Here is a 20239-nt window from a genome sequence, read left to right as displayed (position 1 = left end):
CGCTGATAGCATTTTAGATCATATAACGTACAAATCGAGGTATTCGTTTACAGGCATATTTTCCAGCAATGAACGGTCAAGGGAGACAGATAAAATCCTTCTCTGCTGGGTTTCAGGGAACTGGCGTGCCAGATTGGTTTTGAATTTTTGCAGCAATAATGGCATGCCTTCTTTGCGACGACGAGCATGGCCGATAGGGAATTCAACCGTGACTTCATCAAGCTGGCTACCATCTGCTAACGTCACTGTTAATGCATTGGCAATAGAGCGTTTTTCTGGATCGTGATAATCACAGGTAAAATCAGGGTCTTCAACACACACTATTTTTTCCCGCAGTGCATCAATACGGGGATCTGCCGCAACGCTATCTTCATAATCCGCAGCCGTGAGGCGGCCAAAAATCAAAGGCACTGCAACCATATATTGAATACAGTGGTCTCTGTCAGCAGGATTACTTAATGGGCCTTGTTTATCGATAATCCGAATACAAGCCTCATGGGTTCGAATAGTGATTTTTGCAATGTCATCAATGGCTTTACCGATGTCTTTCAATTGCTGATGCAGACTCATTGCCGCTTCTACAGCAGTTTGTGCATGAAATTCTGCCGGGAAAGCGATCTTGAACAACACATTTTCCATCACATAAGCACCATATGGACGCTGGAATTCAAAAGGCTGACCATTGAACAGGACATCATAAAATCCCCAGGTCTTTGCAGTTAGTACCGAGGGATAGCCCATTTCACCTTTTTGCACCATCAGGGCTAAACGGACCGCACGAGATGTCGCATCACCCGCTGCCCAAGATTTACGTGAACCCGTATTGGGAGCATGACGGTAAGTTCTCAGCGCCTGCCCATCAACCCAAGCAAGCGACACGACACTCAGAAGTTCTTCCCGATTCAACCCCAGCATTTCAGCAACAACGGCGGTTGAAGCCACTTTTACCAGAATAACGTGATCCAGCCCAACTTTATTAAACGCATTCTCCAGTGCAAGGCATCCCTGGATCTCATGTGCTTTGATCATTCCGATCAAAACGTCTTTGATCGTGAGAGGCTTTTTCCCTCCCGCGACGGCATTCCTTGATAACCAGTCAGCCACGGCCAATATACCACCGAGATTGTCGGATGGATGTCCCCATTCCGCCGCAAGCCATGTGTCATTAAAATCTAACCACCGGATCATCGTACCAATGTTAAATGCCGCCTGTACGGGATCAAGCTGAAACTGGGTTCCCGGTACACGTACACCATTAGGCACAACCGTACCCGGCACAATCGGCCCCAGTAGTTTCTTACAGGCCGGATATTCTAGTGCCTCTAGCCCACAGCCTAACGTATCAAGAAAACAGTAATAGGCCGTTTCATGTGCGACGGATGATGTGATGGGGTATTCCATAACATAATCCACAATATCCACAATAACTTGATCATATTCAGGACGGTTATTTGTAACAGAGGTAGACATAATAATTCCTTGTTAAAAAAACAGTAATGCAGGAAATCCCACACCAGAAATAACGTTATCCACGTTCATCAATTGGCATAAATACCCGATTTTCGGGTCCGGTATAGTTGGCCGAAGGCCGAATAATTTTATTATCAATACGCTGCTCAATGATGTGAGCAGCCCATCCCGCTGTACGAGCCATCACAAATAGCGGTGTAAACATCGCAGTTGGCACCCCCATCATGTGATAGGAAACCGCAGAGAACCAATCAAGATTTGGGAACATTTTTTTATTAGCCCACATCACCGATTCCAGTCGGTCCGCAATATCAAACATTTTGGTTGTTCCAGCCTGTTTGGAGAGTTTCAAAGCCAAATCTTTAATCACTTCGTGACGGGGATCTGAGACGGTGTAAACCGGATGACCAAAACCAATAATGACCTCTTTTCTTTCCAAACGCGCCAAGATATCTATCTCTGCTTCGTCAGGATTTTCATAACGCTGTTGAATTTCAAAAGAGACTTCATTTGCTCCACCGTGTTTTGGTCCTCGTAATGCGCCAATCGCCCCGATGATAGCGGAGTAAATATCCGTACCAGTTCCTGCGATAACCCGACTAGTAAATGTTGAGGCATTAAACTCATGTTCTGCATAAAGGATCAGGGAGGTATGCATGGTTTTTTCCCATGCTTCGCTGGGTTTTTTACCATGCAGAAGGTGAAGAAAATGCCCCCCTATCGACTGATCATCGGTTTCTACCTCAATGCGGCGTCCGTTATGGCTATAGTGATACCAGTAGAGCAACATGGAACCAAGAGAGGCCAGCAGTCTGTCAGCAATATCACGCGCACCCGCGAGATTACGGTTGTCTTTCTCAGGTAATGTGCAACCAAGAACAGAAGCTCCAGTACGCATGACATCCATAGGATGAGCAGCAGCAGGCAATGTCTCCAGTGCAGCTTTAACGTTACTCGGCAAGCCTCGCAATGCTTTTAATTTCGTTTTATAAGCGGCCAGTTCAACGCGAGAAGGTAGTTTTTCATGGATCAACAGGTAGGCAACTTCCTCAAATTCACATCGGGTTGCTAGATCAAGAATATCGTAACCGCGGTAGTGCAAATCATTACCCGTCTTTCCAACTGTACAAAGTGCTGTGTTACCCGCACTGATTCCTGAAAGGGCAACAGATTTTTTAGGCTTGAATGTGGTTGACTCAGTCATCGTCTTCTGTTCGCTCATGGGATCACCTCTACTGTTTTATGCCACATAAAGTGATGAAATTGGGTGGAACTGTTTCGTCATTGAGATTTTTTCTGGGAGAAAAGCGCATCCAGTTTTTGTTCAAAATCGTAGTAATTGATGCTTTCGTATAATTCGTTGCGAGTTTGCATCATGCTGATCACATTCTTCTGTGTCCCTTCGCGGCGAAGTGTGGTGTAAACCTGCTCAGCCGCTTTATTCATTGCCCGAAAAGCAGAAAGCGGGTAAAGCGCCATGGAAACATCCACACTTTTCAACTCTTCGGTAGTGAAAAGTGGAGTCGCCCCAAATTCGGTAATGTTAGCCAGCACTGGAACCCTAGTTGTTGACGCAAATGCTTTATACATATGCAATTCAGTAATCGCCTCAGGAAATAGCATATCCGCCCCGGCTTCAATATAGGCTTTAGCCCTGTCAAGCGCTGCTTCTAAGCCTTCAACAGCTAAAGCATCAGTACGAGCCATAATGACGAAATTCTTATCAGTACGAGCATCGACGGCGGCCTTAATGCGATCAACCATTTCCTCTTTAGACACAATCTCTTTATTCGGACGATGGCCGCAGCGCTTCGCGCCGACCTGATCCTCAATATGTAATCCCGCAGCGCCGGCTTTAATCATTGAACGCACTGTGCGGACCACATTAAAGGCAGAAGAGCCAAAACCGATATCGGCATCCACCAGCAATGGCAAATCACACACGTCTGTAATACGACGAATATCTGTCAGCACATCATCCAGCGTTGAAATTCCCAGATCAGGCATACCCAATGATCCCGCCGATACACCACCACCAGAGAGATAAATAGCTTTATAACCCGTTCGTTTTGCCAACAATGCATGGTTAGCATTGATAGTACCAACAACCTGTAATGGAGATTCAGCTTCTATAGCCTGACGAAATGCCAAACCAGCAGAGTAAAGCGCCATACGCAACCTTTATTGTTATTAAAATGAAATTCATTTGTTACTAAGCAATGTATGTGCCAATTAGAGTATAAAGATGATTAGCAAACTCAAAAACAAAGATGATTTAAGAGTTAATGAATTGTTTTTAAATTAAAAAATAGCATTTAAGACATTTGCTATGCTGTAGGAAAGCATCATTGATACAAAATCGCATTTGTTTCATAATGAATCATTAATGTTTCACAAAACATTAATGAAACAATTCAGAAACATTAAATTATTGTCGTGGGAAAAACGAAAACAGCGCACACTTAGGGGAACAGAATGGCAGAAGCACAATCAGTATCAGTAGGTCGTGATAGCAGTGAAAAACCGGTCATTTGGACAGTCTCTGTTTCCCGTCTTTTCGATCTATTCCGCGATATCACGCCAGAGTTCGACCATCAGGCCGATATCACGCCCATCCAACTTGGTTTTGAAAATGCGGTCCAGCATATTCGTAAGCGTTTAACAACCGAACGTTGTGATGCAGTACTCTGTGCCGGCTCTAATGGCGCCTATTTGAAACGTCGTTTGTCTGTACCTGTTATCATTGCTAAGGCCAGCGGGTTCGATTTTATTCAGGCATTAGCCCGCGCACGACAAATCAGCTCCCGTATTGGCGTTATCACCTATCAAAATACATTGCCAGCACTGGAAGAATTTCAGCAACGCTTCAACTTGCGTATTGAGCAGCGCAGCTACGTAACGGAAGAAGATGCACGGGCACAGATCAATGCATTAAAAGCTATCGGCATTAAGGTAATTGTCGGTGCCGGACTCATTACCGATCTCGCTTATGAGGCTGAACTTGTGGGGGTCTTTGTCTATTCTGCCGATTCTATTCGCCAAGCATTTCATGACGCCTTGGATATCGCCAGAATGACCAAGCTCAACCAAGCTGCCATTTCTACCTATCCAACAGAGAATACCTTACATATCCGCCACACTCTCAGTGATATCCAGGGAGATTCAACCGTGATGGAGCATGTGCGCAATACCATCATGTTATATGCCCGTTCGCCTGCCACAGTGCTGATACAAGGGGAAAGCGGTACAGGGAAAGAGCTGGTGGCTCAAGCCATTCACCATGAATATACCCTGCGGTATGGTCAAGTTACGGGTAAACATCGGCGTCCGTTTGTTGCCGTTAACTGCGGAGCCATTGCTGAATCCCTGCTGGAAGCTGAATTGTTTGGTTATGAAGAAGGAGCTTTCACTGGCTCCCGACGTGGAGGGCGCGCCGGTCTTTTTGAAGTTGCCCATAGAGGCACGCTATTTCTGGATGAAATTGGTGAAATGCCATTGCCTCTTCAAACGCGGCTATTGAGAGTACTGGAAGAAAAGTCCGTTGTCAGGGTAGGAGGACACCGTCCAATTACCATTGATGTTCGGATCATTTGTGCCACACATTGCGATTTGGATACCTGGGTGCAAGAAGGGCGTTTTCGAACCGACCTGTTCTATCGTCTGAGTGTATTACGGATCAACATTCCAGCACTCAGGGAAAGGGGCAATGATATTAGCCTATTAGCACTAGAATATCTGCGGCGAGCATTTGCTGCATTAAATTTGCCAGTCTCACAATCAAGAGTACAAGAACTTTCTGCCTGTCAGGAAGCATTACAAGCCTATCATTGGCCTGGTAATGTCCGAGAACTGCGTAATCTCATGGAGCGGATCGCGTTATACCTCAGTGCCCATCCTGAACATACATTGACACCAAAATTGATATTGGCACTTTCACCGGAGCGCCAACCTACACGCTGGCTGACAGAAAAAAGGGCGAAATCCTTACCTTCTCTGACTGAACCACCTTCATTTGTTGCACCGCTTTCCGTTCATGAAACCTTGAAACGATTTTCTGGCAATCACCGGGCAACCGCAGAATATCTGGGAATTAGCCGTACTACGTTGTGGAGACGGCTGAAAAAAGAAATGGCAGGGAATACGGGAATAAAGCAACAAATATTGACGAAAAAGTGATTTAAAACGTCGTCTTGAAATGCTTGCGATAATCCTGCGGCGTACTCCCGAACGCCCGGCAGAAACTACGGCGTAAAGTGTCTTCACAACCGAAACCACAACGGGAAGCTATACACTTGAGCGATAGCGTGGATTCAACCAAAAGATGACGTGCTGCTTCCAGACGGAATCGCTCCACCGCTTTGGCTGGCGTAATTCCTACATGTTGGCCGTAGTGGCGCACGAAGCTACGCTCACTCATATTGGCACGAGCGGCCAAGGCTATCACAGAAAGATCACCTGCCAAATTGTTGGTCATCCAGGCGTGCAGATCTGCAAATTTACTTGTGCTACTTTGTAACGCCAGCGGAGCACTAAACTGTTCCTGCCCACCAGGACGTTTAAGAAACATAACAAGGTTCCGTGCAACATCCAGTGCCATTTTATGACCGAGATCTTCTTCCAGCAGCGCCAGAGCCAGATCGATACCTGCGGTAACACCGGCAGAAGTCCACACCGGACCATCCTGAATAAAGATGGGATCACATTCTACCTGTAATTTACTGTAACGCCGGGCCAGTTCGGCGCAGCTGCTCCAATGAGTGACGACTCGGCGGCCATCAAGCAACCCGCAGGCAGCCAGAACGAATGCCCCACTGCATATAGACACAATACGCCTAGCCAAAGGTGCATGTCCCTTTAACCAATTACGCAATGGCGGATGGCTCGCCGCTGACTCAACGCCGATTCCCCCTACAACGATCAAAGTATCAGCGGGAGAATCCAACTCAGGCAAGGGTTCTGCCTGTACACTTATTCCGGCCTCTGTCATTACTTGCCCGGGATCACAAGCCACGACTTTTATGGTGTAGGGTTGTCTGTGACCGGACTTCTCTGCCAGATCATTAGCTGTTGTAAAGACCTGCAATGGCCCTGAAAGATCCAGCAGATTTATATTGGGGAAGATCAGCAAATAGAGAGTTTTAATGTTCATAAGGAAATTATGGCACTTGGCGTAAATTGTCGCAATATTGGCATATACGCCAATTAACTAACGGTTACAGTTATCCCATCAATTCACTACCGGGAATATAAACATTCCGCGATCGATAAAGGTAACGGCACACGTATTTCGGTTCGCTTTCAATCTCGATAAGGAAAATTTCGCCATGAAAAATATATCTATTGATAGAAGAAACTTTATTATTAAATCTGCACTGACAATTTCATCAATAGGCATTTTTGCCAATCAGAATGCTTTTGCCAAAGAACGCTCTGTAGCATTACCTTCGGCAATGAAAGCATCATCTGGAGGAAAGCCCACCCTTGCTTTTGTCATTTTTCCGGGCATTACACCCCTTGATATGATTGGTCCCGCGACGATTCTTACAATAGGAGAATGGTTAAATATTGAATATGTTTGGCGCGATTTACTTCCGGTACGTACTGAGCTGGAACATATATCATTCTCACCGAGTATAACATTTGAGCAGTTAGACAAAGTGGATATCTTATGTGTTCCCGGCACCGGAAATCCTTATGCTTTACTTAACGAATTAGACATGCTTGATTGGATACATAAAGTGGGCAGTAAAGCATCCTGGGTAACAAGCGTGTGTACCGGATCTATTCTGCTAGGAGCCGCTGGCTTGCTAAAAGGGTATAAAGCGGCGACTCATTGGTCGATGATGGACAATCTCAGCAAGTTCGGTGCAATACCGGTCAATAAAAGAGTCGTTATCGATAGAAACCGGATCACAGGGGGCGGCGTTACTGCGGGGATTGATTTTGGTTTAACATTGCTCGCGGAAATTAAAGATGAAGAACACGCACAAATAGCTCAATTGGCGCTGCAATATAACCCAAAACCTCCGTTCAATAGCGGCACTCCAGAATTCGCAGGAAAAGAGATAACCAATGCCACACGTCAGGCCATATTTTCCAATGTAGAAAAACAGACGCCTGGTTATAAAGAAATATTGATTAAAAGTGCCAAGAGAATATCAGATATCTACTGAGTTTATTTCCGTATTATGGCTTAATTAATCTGTTTCAGCCTTGCCAACAGCTTAAGCAGATTTATTTTAGCAATTGATCATTTACCAATAACGGAAATACCTTTTATTCTAAGAACAACTCATTCAGAGGTACATATACTCTTCATCTTTCAAGTTGCTGCTTTGTTGGCTACGCTCCCTTGCCGTCTCGATCCATCTTGAAATCTATTGGGTATATTAAGATCACAAACTGTCCGTAATGAGGCAGGTAAGTGTATCTCTAGAAAATCTCTGGCAGTATCAATATGACTTAAAAACTTTTTAAAAATAGCGTCATGTGGCGTTGGTGTATTTTTTCTTTTCATAATAGAAATAGTAGCATACTTTCTTTTATATTGAAGGAATATTAAACAAAGAATAACAATTTCTTGTCTTATTTTTTCACCCTATTGTACGATGTTTTCTATTTAGTGAGTCAAAGTCAGATTAATTTCGGAGAAATACCGTTTGCGACTTGAGTGCCGAAACGGTATTTAAGCTAATAATTAATAGACTTCAGTTAAATAATTCAGCAATTAAATATTGTGAAAAATTATACTTATTGAATCCAGTCTAATTAACTATTCCTCTACATATGATTTTACAGCGGATATTAACGCGTTAATATCTGAAGAACAGAGATAGGGTTTTAATGCATTAAATTTCTCTTCTGACCAATCATATATTTTTAACGCTAACAGTTCATTTATGATGTGCGGTACAAATCGATATTTAACTAATTTCGCAGGCGAGCCAGCTACAAGACTATATGGCTCAACATCTTTAGTTACGACGCTATTAGCCGCAACTATAGCACCTTCTCCGATAGTGACACCTGGCATAATCATTGAACGAATACCAAGCCACACGCCATCATGAATATGCGTATCACCTTTGCCTATGTATGCGTCTTCAATATATTCCATGAATGGATATAAACAGAACCAATCTGCTCTGTGCGTATTGTTTCCACCCATAAGAATAATGGTTTCAGCACCTATGCAAACATAATCGCCAATATACAATTTATCAATTGGCCACTTAGACTCCCATTGAAGACTGATCTTATCACCGTATAAATAACGCACGACAGATTCTTCAAAATCACCACTCCAACAATCACTGTAGTAGCTATGAGTGCCTTTGATAATAATATTTTGATTGGTTACAGCTTCATGTAAAAGTTGGGTTTTCGACCAATGTTTTTCTTTCATGGTAAACAGTCTCTATTGATTATTTATTTACCATAGAATGCTTTCTATGGTGATGTATTCGCATTCAAAATACATCACGTCTAGCTGATTCGAGGCTGATTTAATAATGGGATTATTTTCATCTTAAACAATATCGCAGTAATTAACCTGGCTACATCATATAAAAAAATACACTTTTAATGTGAACCACTCGGTATTTTCAGGAAGAGGCAAACTGGAGCGGGTGAAGGGAATCGAACCCTCGTCGTAGGCTTGGGAAGCCTCTGCTCTACCATTGAGCTACACCCGCTTTGGGAATAACATAAATTATTATAGCGATTTCATTGGCACCAGCAAGCCATTATTTATTTAAGCTGTCTATATTTCAATCAATTGAAAATAAAAACTCCCCTGACCGCTATGCCACAGGGGAATTAAAATTTAAAACTTAATTCTGTCTGTTATTTCTGTGGGCGCATCGCCGGGAACAGAATAACGTCACGGATGGTATGGCTGTTGGTAAATAACATGACCATACGGTCAATACCAATACCCAAACCGGCTGTCGGTGGCATGCCGTGTTCCAAAGCCGTTATATAATCTTCATCATAGAACATCGCTTCATCATCACCTTCATCTTTCTGACGAACCTGTTCTGCAAAACGTTCTGCCTGATCTTCAGCATCATTCAATTCTGAGAAGCCGTTCCCAATTTCACGTCCACCAATAAAGAATTCAAAACGGTCGGTGATAAACGGATTTTCATTATTACGGCGAGCCAACGGAGAAACTTCTGCCGGATATTCAGTGATAAATGTGGGTTGAATCAAGCGGCTTTCAGCCGTTTCTTCGAAAATCTCACACTGAACGCGACCGAGTCCCCAGCTTTTTTCAACTTTAATACCAAGAGATTCAGCAATAGCCACCGCTTTATCCATATCTTCCAGATCTGCCATATTGGTCTCAGGGCGATATTTGCAAATAGCTTCTTTCATGCTCATTTGAGCAAATGGTTTACCGAAATCGAATTCCTGCTCACCATATTTAACCAGTGTATCCCCCAAAACATTCTGAGCCAGGGTACGGAATAACTCTTCGATCAGCACAATCAGATCTTTGTAATCTGCATAAGCCATATAGAGTTCTAACATCGTGAACTCAGGGTTATGGCGCGGAGATACACCTTCATTACGGAAGTTACGGTTAATTTCAAACACACGCTCAAAACCACCAACTACCAAACGTTTCAGGTAAAGTTCCGGCGCAATACGCAGATACATATCAATGTCCAACGCATTGTGGTGAGTAATAAACGGACGTGCCGCCGCACCACCAGGAATTACCTGCATCATCGGTGTTTCTACTTCCATAAAGCCTTTACTGATAATAAAGTTACGCATCACCGACAAGACCTGAGAACGAATCTGGAAAGTCTTGCGCGATTCTTCATTAGCAATCAAATCCAGATAGCGCTGGCGGTAACGGGTTTCCTGATCAGCCAAACCGTGGAATTTATCCGGCAATGGACGCAGAGCTTTAGTCAACAAACGCAATTCCGTACAATGAACAGAAAGCTCACCGGTCTTGGTTTTAAACAACTTACCCCGGGCGCCCAGAATGTCTCCCAAATCCCATTTTTTAAATTGTTCGTTATAAATACCTTCCGGCAAATCATCGCGAGCAACATATAACTGAATACGACCGCTCGCATCCTGTAGCGTGACAAAAGAAGCCTTACCCATGATGCGACGAGTCATCATACGACCGCCAACTGTCACTTCAATATTCAGTGCTTCCAGCTCTTCTTGGGCTTTGTCGTCATATTTCGCGTGCAGCTCTTCTGAAATGTTTTCACGATGAAAATCATTTGGGAAGGCAATGCCATTTTCACGTAAAGCCGCGAGTTTTTCACGGCGGGTTTTCAGTTCGTTATTTAAATCGGGAGCCTGTTCGGTACCCTGTTGTTGTTGTGACATTTTAGTTCCTCATAAGCCAGCTTTAAGGCTTGCTTCAATGAATTTATCCAGATCGCCATCCAGCACAGATTGAGTATTGCGAGTTTCAACACCGGTGCGCAAGTCTTTGATGCGTGAATCATCCAGAACATAAGAACGGATTTGGCTGCCCCAGCCAATATCAGATTTGTTCTCTTCCATTTCCTGCCTGTTAGCATTCTTCTTCTGCATTTCCAGTTCATACAGCTTCGCTTTCAGCTGTTTCATTGCCTGGTCTTTGTTTTTATGCTGGGAACGGTCATTCTGACACTGAGTCACAATGTTAGTTGGAATATGGGTAATACGCACCGCAGATTCTGTTTTGTTAACGTGCTGTCCACCTGCACCTGATGCGCGATAAACGTCAATACGTAAGTCTGCCGGGTTAATTTCAATATCAATATCATCATCAACTTCAGGATAGATGAACGCAGAGCTGAATGAGGTATGACGACGACCACCAGAATCAAATGGACTCTTGCGGACCAAACGGTGAACACCGGTTTCAGTACGCAACCAACCATAAGCATAATCACCTATGATTCTAATAGTCGCTGATTTCAACCCGGCAACTTCACCATCCGATTCTTCAATGATTTCTGTTTTAAAACCTTTGGATTCAGCCCAGCGCAGATACATACGCATCAGCATACTTGCCCAATCCTGAGCTTCAGTACCGCCAGAACCTGCCTGCAAATCAAGATAACAGTTAGCACTGTCATACTCACCAGAGAACATACGGCGGAATTCTAATTGACCCAATTTGCCTTCAAGCTGCTCCAATTCCGCCACCGCTTCATGGAAAGTCTCTTCATCGTCAGCTTCTACGGCCAATTCCAACAAACCCTGTACATCTTCCAGACCTTGCTCAAGCTGATCAATGGTCTCAACAATCTCTTCCAGTGAGGAGCGTTCTTTACCCAAAGCCTGTGCCCGTTCAGGTTCATTCCAGACATCAGGTTGTTCCAGTTCGGCATTAACTTCTTCTAAGCGTTCTTTTTTGACATCGTAGTCAAAGATACCCCCTCAGAACCGTTGTCCGTTCAGACAGGTCCTGAATGTGGTTTTTTACCGGATTAATTTCAAACATATTTTAGTGTCTTACGTTGTGTAGTCGTAAATAAACGGGATGTTTTTCGAACCGCGCATTGTAGCGGATTTGGCAAAGGGTTTATAGCATTTCAACCGATTTGTCACGTATTCATTGCTGCCAGTTTATGGAAATGCTCATGCATCATCTTGATTCTCGATAATTAAGTAAGTTTCCCGTTGAGCTTGCACAGCACAAAACGGTCTGGCTGGCGATTTTACATCAGTCTAGATTCTACACTCTCTGATAATTGCAGAGAATCAACCACGCCCAGCTCCCCGATAGATACAGCATGGCTAAAAGCGTCTTATTCACTGCCATATTTAATAATTTATCGACGATGTTATCCCTTTGTTTATTTTACATTTACCTAATCCGCCATAACCATTTAAAAGCACAAATGCAGGGATAGTAAAATTTTTATATATACCTGTTATCTTTCAAGTTGCCTCTTTGTTGGCTGCACTCACTCACCCCAGTCACATAGTTATCTATGCTCCCGGGGATTCGCTCCCTTGCCGTCGCGATGCATCTTGAAATCTATTGGGTATAAAAAACAAAGTTAATTCAACAAATACGTTTTTCAGGAAAATAATTAACTACACTTCATCGAAGCCCATTAATCATTAGTAAAAAGTAAAAAGTAAAAATCCATCAGTGTAAAACCGAATGGACTGGTATTTAAACACTTTCTCTCCGCTATTGATGCCTTGTTAAAACCATTCAAAATTACAGTCTCAATAGCGCCAGTAAAAATAAAATCGACGATAATTAACGTTTATTAAACGTAAAACTACGATATGCCATGATGATTAAACCCGCCCCAAATTAGACATTAAAAATAGTTAAAATCTCACCCCAATTAAAATCGGGGATTAATACCATGGATTTTAAAACTGGCCTATTATATAATTATCAGAAAAAATTAACTCTATTAATGTTTATATCCCTTTTTGTGGAAAATAACAAATAAGAATATCAATTATTTAATCAAAAATGTATTTTCAAAAATGAAATGATTTTATTAATGTTTTCAATTTTAAGTAAACTTTGTCTTAAATCAGTTAAATAATCGTTACAGGAATAAGAAGTACCAGAATATAATCACGAAAATCCTTCTCTTCCATCATCGGTAGCGATTCAATATCGCGCCATATTTTATCCAAAAAAGATAAAAAAACTCCTTCTCTTGCCATATACAGATATATCATCTTATCACTAGGAAACCTGTGGGGCTTTGTTTTATAAGGAATTAGTCTTTAATTAAAAATATCTTTATAATCTCTTCCTAAGCTATTAATTAAATCTTCAATATTGATCGCCATTATTTATCTAACCTGTTTATTCATATCTAACCTCTAAATCAGGTTCCCCCATGAGAGTGTTCTAACGGTTGTTTTATCCATTGAGTTTAAAAATAGAGGAGGCATATCGCCGTTATATGAATTATTGTTATCATAAACATTGATTAATACAAATTCCACTGAACGCAGTCTCCTTGAAACATTGTGAAAAGTTAACCTCAGACCGGACTCTGGTTTACAAAAAAACTCATCATCTCCTTCAAAAAATATTCAAACTTATTAGCTGGAATAATCTGTTTTTCAATTAGTTGCTCTGCTGTTTGTCCCAAATTTTTAACTACTTCTACAGCATATATCATTATTTATACCACCCTTGATCTTTATTAAGGCGATGTAGTTCTTCACGTGCCTTGTTCAATACTTGGTTGTGATGAAAAGGATTGGAAAAACCCTTTTCATCATTTACGTTAATAAGGCCAAAGATGCTGGATCAAAAGTTGTACATCACGATTGCCTCTAAACTCATTAACATCCAGTTTATAAGCAAGTTCCACTTCACGGACACTGTTATCCGGCCAGCAAGTTGGATCGATATTGAATGCGATACCATCCAACATCGGTCCACCATTTAATGGTTCTACGATCACTTTTAAATGGCGTTCTCCGACAATGCGCTGTTGATGTAGCTTGAATTTACCGTCAAAAACAGGTTCCGGGAAGGCTTGCCCCCAGGGACCACCATCACGCAACATTTCAGCAATCTCCAGGGTCAGTTCACCAATCGCCAACTCACCATCACTCCAGATAACACCTTCAAGTTGCGAAATATCCAACCAATCTGCCATCAGAGCAGAAAAGTGATGCTGGAATTGTTCAAATTTATCCTGTTCAAGTGACAGACCAGCAGCCATTGCATGACCACCAAATTTAAGTATGAGTCCTGGATTTAAAGTATCAAGCCGCTCAAGGGCATCACGCATATGCAGCCCCAGAACTGAACGGCCAGAACCTTTTAAAATACCGTCACCCGCCGGTGCAAAAGCGATAACAGGCCGGTGAAAACGTTCTTTAATTCGGGAGGCCAGAATTCCCACCACTCCCTGATGCCATTCTGGATGATAGAGCGCCAGTCCATAGGGTAGTTCCGTACTGGTACGTTCAAGTTTGTCACAAATTTGCAGTGCTTCTTGCTGCATTCCCTGTTCTATTTCACGACGGGTATGATTAAGTCCATCCAATTCGCAAGCTATCTGACGCGCTTTTGCCATATCATCAGTTAGCAATAAAGCGACGCCAATAGACATGTCATCCAGACGCCCCGCCGCATTCAATCTTGGCCCCAGAAAAAAGCCCAAATCGCTAGCGGTCAGTTTATGAGCTTCACGTTTGGAAACTTCCAGTAATGCACGAATCCCCGCGCAGCAACGCCCGGCACGAATGCGATTCAACCCCTGATAAACCAGAATCCGGTTGTTGGTATCCAAAGGCACAACATCAGCAACGGTTCCCAACGCAACTAAATCCAGCATTTCAGCCAAATTCGGCAGAGCAACGCCCTGTTTTTCAAACCATTGCTCTTTTCTCAGCGCCGCTCTCAAAGCAGACATCAAATAAAATGTGACACCCACTCCCGCTAATGATTTAGACGGAAACGAACAATCAGACAGATTGGGGTTAATAATGGCATCAGCGGCTGGCAGAATCTCACCCGGTAAGTGATGGTCTGTCACAATGACTTTCATCTGGTGCTGATGAGCAGCCATGACTCCATCATGAGAAGAGATGCCATTATCCACGGTAATAATAAGATCTGCGCCTTTTTTGACGACTTCCTCTACCACCTGTGGACTTAAGCCATAACCATCTTCAAAACGATTTGGCACCAGATAATCCAGATTACGATATCCCATTGCCCGTAATGCTCGGAGCGCCAGCGCCGTACTGGTTGCACCGTCAGCATCGAAATCGCCAACAATAACGATACGCCAATGTTCATGCAACGCTGCCAGTAATAGCGATACCGCCTGTTCCACACCACTCAGATGCTGATAATTGAGCAATCCCTGAACACTGCGATCCAATTCATTAGCTTGCTGGATACCCCGAATGGCATATAAACGACGCAGTAACGGATGAATCTGTGGTGGAAGGTAACTGTCATCCACCGCCGGGCGGCGGCGGAGTTGTGTTTCAATATTCACTAAACTTATTTACCACGCTGATCTAATGCCTTTGCCAAAGCTTCTGGTGGCATGTATCCACCTAACAAATTGCCATCTTTAAGGATAATCGCAGGCGTTCCCTGCACGCCAAACTGGAGACCCAGTTTATAATGGTTAGCGATATCCACCTTACAGCCCTTGATTGGCGAAATATCATTACCTTTAAACGCCGCATCCAGCGATTTCTGTGGCGTTGCACTACACCAGATAGATTGCATCTCTTCAGCAAACTTATTCTGCATGCCCTGACGAGGGAATGCCAAATAGCGAACAGTAATCCCGAGTTTATTGTATTCCTGCATATTTTCATGCAGCTTATGGCAGTAACCACATGTAATATCCGTGAAAACAGTCACAACATGTTTCTCTTCTGGCGCTTTGTAGATAATCATCTGGTCTTTCATTGCTTCCAGCTTTTTCATCAACAATTGATTACTGACATTCACAGGAGAACTACCACTGACGTCGTAAATTGGCCCTTGCAATAAATATTTACCGTCATCAGATAGATAAATGATACCTTGCTCGGTCACTATCGTATTTAAACCAACAATAGGTGATGGTTTGATACTTTCTACCTTAATCCCCAATTTTTGCATCGTTCCATGAACAGCGCCATCATCAGCAAGTACATTTCTGCTAAACAAGGCCAGCAAAAGAGAAAAATATAAGACGCTTTTTTTCATTTTCAGTTCCTTTAAATCCATGCTCACCCACGCGGATGATGTTGTTGATGTAGCAATCTGAGTCGTTCTGTTGCTACATGAGTATATATTTGTGTTGTGGATAGATCGCTATGCCCCAGTAACATCTGCACAACTCGTAAGTCAGCACCATGATTAAGCAAATGCGTTGCAAATGCATGCCGCAAAACATGGGGAGATAGCCGTTCAGTATCAATTCCGGCCAGTACGGCATAATGTTTAATCCGGTGCCAGAAAGTCTGTCGGGTCATTTGTTGCCCCCGGTTGCTGGGAAAAATTACATCCAACGTTGCACCATTCAGCAACTCGTTTCTCCCGTATTCCATGTAATTCTCCAGCCAATAAATTGCCTCTTCTCCTAAAGGCACCAGCCGTTCTTTATTTCCTTTACCAATGACTCTCACCACCCCCTGACGTAGACTGACATCGGAAAGTGTCAATCCCACTAATTCAGATACCCGTAAACCACAAGCATAAAGCACCTCAAGCATCGCTTTATCTCTCAGTTCTAAGGGCTGATCTGTCCGAGGCGCATTAAGCAAAGCTTCTACCTGCTTTTCACTTAAATCTTTAGGTAATCGCTTAGGTAACTTCGGTGCAGATAAAAGCGCAGTTGGATCATCGGTCCGCATTTTTTCCCGGTAAAAATACTGGAACAATTGACGCATAGCACTGAGTAAACGCGCTGAGCTACTGGCTTTATATCCTCCATCTACGCGTTCTGCCAGAAAAGATTGCAAATCAATCGATTGGACAGATAATAAATCATGACCGTAATGAACCAGCCAGTTATCCAATGCTTGTAAATCCAACCGGTAAGAAACAAGTGTATTTTCCGCAAGATCATGTTCCAACCAGATAGCATCAAGAAATTGTTCTATCAATGGATTTATCAACTGAGTCTGCTTTTCTGACACGAAACTCTTTCCTTAAATTTGCAAATCTATGTTGGCTATTATGCCTGAAAAAGCAATTATTCTGTTACAATGCCTGCCCTAATGTTCAAAAACCATAATAATTAACGATGAAAATTGGTCTTTTTTACGGTTCCAGCACCTGTTACACCGAAATGGTAGCAGAGAAAATCCGCGATATACTCGGTGAAGATTTAATTGATCTCCACAATATCAAAGAAACAGTACCTGAATTAATGGAAGAATATTCGGTACTGATCCTCGGCATCCCAACATGGGATTTTGGTGAATTACAGGAAGACTGGCTGGCTATTTGGGATCACATTCCTGCCCTCAATTTACAGGGAAAAATCATTGCCATGTATGGTATGGGTGATCAGATTGATTATGGCGAATGGTTCCTTGATGCTCTCGGTATGCTATATCACCATCTACTCCCTTCAGGTGTGCACTTTATTGGCTTCTGGCCGACAGAAGGTTATGAGTTTACCAGCCCGAAACCATTAACGGATAATGGTTCACAATTTGTCGGGCTGGCTTTGGATGATGTCAACCAGTATGAGCAAACCGATGAGCGTTTATCACAATGGTGTATGCAAATCCTGCAAGAATTGGAGTCCCTACTTTAAATCAGGAAAATTTCAGCGCAATCAAATATCAAGATATTGCAACAACAATTGATTGATATTACGCCATTCATCTTGTGGCATGCTGTCGGATGCTATCCATAAACGGATTTTTTTCTGATTATACAAAGATTGAGCTGTGATCAATATTCCATAGCGACATAGCCACGGCTGCCGGATAATTTGCCACTCATGTTTCTTCCATTGCAGCCTATTATCATTGAGCAGAACTAAAAGCCCCTGTGATTTTCGGATATTTTTCTGGCTACGCCCCCAACTGGCAATAATCAACAATACCAAAGGAAGCCAGAAAATCCAGAAAATAGCGTCATCCGTAGGCCATGGAGCAAGCAATATGATAAATGCTATCGCACCATGGATACAGGTAGAAATCAGCTGGGTATTCCAAGATACCCTGAGATTACATTTCCACAGGACCACGATCTTTATTTCTATTCTGAATAAGTTTAATCATACGGAATAACTCTTCATCTTCCGGACGCCCATGATTCATTAGCCAGTTAAACAGGTCAGGATCAGCGCATTCGAGTAAACGAATAAAAAGCCGTTTATCATCATCACTAAGTGAGTCATATTCATACCTAAAAAACGGCATGATTGAAATATCAAGCTCACGCATTCCACGCCGACATGCCCAATGTATACGTGCTTTATTATCAATATCCATGTTCAAACAATCCCCTTTTTTATTCTCATTATCTATGTTAAATCCATTAGCCAGTAAGTCGCCCAGCAAACTCATGCATCATGCCAGCTAATAGCAATAATAACTACTTGCATTGTGCTTCAGCTCTTTTACCATTGATACATCATTGGCTCAAATATCTGATTGGCAGGATGTATCATGGCTTATAAAACTCCATTTTCTTCACAATCTCCATTGTCTTCATCAACCCTTCCCCTGACTTTAATCTCTCTGGATGACTGGGGCCTGGTAACAGCAACCGGGCCGGATACAGAAAAGTATCTGCAAAGTCAGGTTACAGCAGATATTTTCGCACTGGCAGCGAATCAACACGTGCTTAGTGCACATTGTGATGCAAAAGGTAAAATGTGGAGTAATCTACGCCTCTTTCATCGTGGTGAAAGTCTTGCTTATATTGAGCGTCGCAGCGTGCTGGAAAACCAGCTTACAGAACTGAAAAAATATGCGGTATTCTCTAAAACTACGCTAGTTCAGGATGAAAATGTAGCGTTGCTAGGTGTTGCAGGTAAAGGCTGCCGTGAGGCACTGAATAATATTTTCCCAACACTACCCGATGCTGATAATGCTGTTACTGAACATGAAACGACAACTTTGCTCCATTTTGCCCTGCCATCTGAGCGTTTCATGTTGATTACCGACCCAGCAACTGCTGAGCAGTTAACAGAAAAACTCCAGGCTCAGTTTAATAATAGCGAACAGTGGCTGGCATTGGATATTGCCGCCGGCTTCCCGGTTATTGACGCTGTAAACAGTGCACAGTTTATTCCACAAGCAACTAACCTTCAGGCACTGGAAGGCGGAATATGTTTTAAAAAAGGGTGTTATACCGGTCAAGAAATGGTGGCCCGTGCTAAATACCGTGGAGCAAATAAACGGGCAATGTATTGGTTGGCTGGCAGTGCGGCCAAAATTCCTGTCGCCGGAGATGATCTGGAATGGCAACTGGGAGATAAGTGGCGGAGAACGGGTACCGTTTTAGCTGCCGTGAAGCTGAATGATAATAGTGTCTGGGTACAAGTCATCATGAATAATGATATGGAAAGCAATAGTGTATTCCGTATCCGTGACGATGAAGGACATTCACTCACTATTCAGCCTCTGCCTTATTCTCTCGATGAAGAAAAATAATTAATGAGGTTTATATGTCATTAGCAGTACCTGCCGTTGATTTTGGCCCTTTTACTGATGTAATTGGTTTTTTGATGGAATTGGATAAGCTGAAGAACGTTCAACGGCGGACTAAGTTATTGGATAACCAGCGTCAGGAAAATTCCGCAGAACATAGCTGGCATTTCGCTATTGCTGTAATGAGTTTTGCGCCTTATATGAAAGGGGTAAATACTCAGCGAGTTATCCAGATGGCATTAATTCACGATATTGTAGAAATTGATGCTGGTGATGTGATGGTTTACGATTTAGCTGCCCGTGAAGCCATTCATGAGCAAGAAGTTAAAGCCGCCAACCGTCTTTTTGGTTTATTACCCGAACCTCAGAAAAATCACTTTATGTCGCTGTGGCAGGAGTATGAAACAGGAGAAAGTCAGGATGCCCGTTTTGCTAAAATGCTGGACAGACTGATGCCCGTTCTGATGAATTTGCATAATAAAGGCCAGAGCTGGGTAGAAAATGATATTCGCCTGGAACAGGTGATTAACCGCAATAAATTTATTGCCGATGTTTATCCTGAATTCTGGCAATACTTGTTACCCCAACTGGAAGCGGCTCAAGCTAAAGGCTGGTTAAAATAACTTAAGGGAACGAATCCCCGGGAGCATAGATAACTCTGTAACCGGGGAGAAATACT

At 42.9% G+C, this 20239-nt stretch carries 17 protein-coding genes, 1 tRNA gene and 2 pseudogenes; 5 read left to right on the top strand and 15 right to left on the bottom strand.

What is annotated here, in order from left to right; translation table 11 throughout:
- Positions 1-18: 18 nt before the first annotated feature.
- Genes EAE89_RS01645 through prpB form a run of 3 tightly spaced genes read right to left on the bottom strand, consistent with a single transcriptional unit; the run spans position 19 to position 3642 of the window.
- Positions 19-1470, bottom strand: coding sequence for a bifunctional 2-methylcitrate dehydratase/aconitate hydratase (locus EAE89_RS01645; protein WP_214085266.1), 1452 nt, complete (start codon positions 1468-1470; stop codon positions 19-21).
- Between the two features lie 55 nt (positions 1471-1525).
- Complete coding sequence (gene prpC, locus EAE89_RS01640; protein WP_054475176.1) at positions 1526-2692, bottom strand: bifunctional 2-methylcitrate synthase/citrate synthase; 1167 nt, start codon at positions 2690-2692, stop codon at positions 1526-1528.
- A 59-nt stretch (positions 2693-2751) separates the two neighbouring features.
- The gene (prpB, locus tag EAE89_RS01635) at positions 2752-3642 is read right to left on the bottom strand and encodes a methylisocitrate lyase (RefSeq protein ID WP_054475177.1); all 891 of its coding nucleotides are present in this window, start codon (positions 3640-3642) and stop codon (positions 2752-2754) included.
- A gap of 303 nt (positions 3643-3945) precedes the next feature.
- Here prpB and prpR point away from each other — a divergent pair, with 303 nt between their 5' ends.
- Entirely contained in the window at positions 3946-5646 is a 1701-nt protein-coding gene (gene prpR / locus EAE89_RS01630; protein WP_149616391.1) for a propionate catabolism operon regulatory protein PrpR, read from the top strand.
- Between the two features lies 1 nt (position 5647).
- Here the strand turns inward: prpR and EAE89_RS01625 are convergent, their stop codons facing one another.
- On the bottom strand, positions 5648-6619 hold the full coding sequence (locus tag EAE89_RS01625) for a GlxA family transcriptional regulator (RefSeq protein WP_054475181.1): 972 nt from the start codon (positions 6617-6619) through the stop codon (positions 5648-5650).
- A 175-nt stretch (positions 6620-6794) separates the two neighbouring features.
- On the opposite strand from EAE89_RS01625, the gene EAE89_RS01620 reads away from it, so the two are divergent.
- Positions 6795-7643, top strand: coding sequence for a DJ-1/PfpI family protein (locus tag EAE89_RS01620; RefSeq protein ID WP_054475183.1), 849 nt, complete (start codon positions 6795-6797; stop codon positions 7641-7643).
- A gap of 188 nt (positions 7644-7831) precedes the next feature.
- Here EAE89_RS01620 and EAE89_RS01615 read toward each other — a convergent pair.
- The 9 genes and pseudogenes from EAE89_RS01615 to xerD form a co-directional block, all read right to left on the bottom strand.
- Positions 7832-7987: pseudogene (locus tag EAE89_RS01615) on the bottom strand (Rpn family recombination-promoting nuclease/putative transposase); the annotation flags it as partial.
- A 255-nt stretch (positions 7988-8242) separates the two neighbouring features.
- Positions 8243-8875 (bottom strand): CatB-related O-acetyltransferase, encoded by a 633-nt coding sequence (locus EAE89_RS01610; protein ID WP_214085265.1) that lies wholly within the window; start codon positions 8873-8875, stop codon positions 8243-8245.
- 215 nt (positions 8876-9090) lie between these two features.
- Positions 9091-9164, bottom strand: a tRNA-Gly gene (locus EAE89_RS01605).
- A gap of 151 nt (positions 9165-9315) precedes the next feature.
- Positions 9316-10830 (bottom strand): lysine--tRNA ligase, encoded by a 1515-nt coding sequence (gene lysS, locus EAE89_RS01600; RefSeq protein ID WP_214085264.1) that lies wholly within the window; start codon positions 10828-10830, stop codon positions 9316-9318.
- A 9-nt stretch (positions 10831-10839) separates the two neighbouring features.
- Positions 10840-11938, bottom strand: a protein-coding gene (gene prfB / locus EAE89_RS01595) for a peptide chain release factor 2 (RefSeq protein WP_110882716.1) whose coding sequence is annotated in 2 segments (ribosomal slippage) — positions 10840-11862 and positions 11864-11938 — 1098 coding nt in all. Because the reading frame shifts where the segments join, the coding sequence is not laid out codon by codon here.
- Between the two features lie 1079 nt (positions 11939-13017).
- A pseudogene (locus tag EAE89_RS23420) lies at positions 13018-13191 on the bottom strand (DUF6392 family protein); the annotation flags it as partial.
- A 518-nt stretch (positions 13192-13709) separates the two neighbouring features.
- Positions 13710-15443, bottom strand: a complete 1734-nt coding sequence (gene recJ, locus EAE89_RS01590) for a single-stranded-DNA-specific exonuclease RecJ (protein WP_054475190.1) — start codon at positions 15441-15443, stop codon at positions 13710-13712.
- Positions 15444-15448: 5 nt separating this feature from the next.
- Entirely contained in the window at positions 15449-16150 is a 702-nt protein-coding gene (gene dsbC / locus EAE89_RS01585) for a bifunctional protein-disulfide isomerase/oxidoreductase DsbC (RefSeq protein ID WP_054475287.1), read from the bottom strand.
- Positions 16151-16173: 23 nt separating this feature from the next.
- Positions 16174-17085 (bottom strand): site-specific tyrosine recombinase XerD, encoded by a 912-nt coding sequence (gene xerD, locus EAE89_RS01580; RefSeq protein ID WP_054475192.1) that lies wholly within the window; start codon positions 17083-17085, stop codon positions 16174-16176.
- A 107-nt stretch (positions 17086-17192) separates the two neighbouring features.
- Here xerD and fldB point away from each other — a divergent pair, with 107 nt between their 5' ends.
- Complete coding sequence (gene fldB / locus EAE89_RS01575) at positions 17193-17711, top strand: flavodoxin FldB (RefSeq protein ID WP_214085263.1); 519 nt, start codon at positions 17193-17195, stop codon at positions 17709-17711.
- A 21-nt stretch (positions 17712-17732) separates the two neighbouring features.
- Here the strand turns inward: fldB and EAE89_RS01570 are convergent, their stop codons facing one another.
- Both EAE89_RS01570 and sdhE read right to left on the bottom strand, forming a co-directional pair.
- A complete protein-coding gene (locus EAE89_RS01570; RefSeq protein ID WP_214085262.1) occupies positions 17733-18149 on the bottom strand; it encodes a protein YgfX in 417 nt (138 codons plus the stop codon).
- Positions 18130-18396, bottom strand: a complete 267-nt coding sequence (gene sdhE, locus EAE89_RS01565; protein WP_054475288.1) for an FAD assembly factor SdhE — start codon at positions 18394-18396, stop codon at positions 18130-18132. Before sdhE ends, EAE89_RS01570 begins: the two co-directional genes overlap by 20 nt.
- A gap of 177 nt (positions 18397-18573) precedes the next feature.
- On the opposite strand from sdhE, the gene ygfZ reads away from it, so the two are divergent.
- Positions 18574-19563, top strand: coding sequence for a tRNA-modifying protein YgfZ (gene ygfZ / locus EAE89_RS01560; protein WP_214085261.1), 990 nt, complete (start codon positions 18574-18576; stop codon positions 19561-19563).
- A gap of 14 nt (positions 19564-19577) precedes the next feature.
- A complete protein-coding gene (locus tag EAE89_RS01555) occupies positions 19578-20183 on the top strand; it encodes an HD domain-containing protein (protein WP_054475200.1) in 606 nt (201 codons plus the stop codon).
- The last annotated feature ends 56 nt before the right edge of the window (positions 20184-20239 follow it).

It is taken from the genome of Photorhabdus heterorhabditis (assembly GCF_018448905.1).
Classification (GTDB): Bacteria; Pseudomonadota; Gammaproteobacteria; order Enterobacterales; family Enterobacteriaceae; genus Photorhabdus; species Photorhabdus heterorhabditis.
This window is presented reverse-complemented; position numbering and strand designations above follow the sequence as displayed.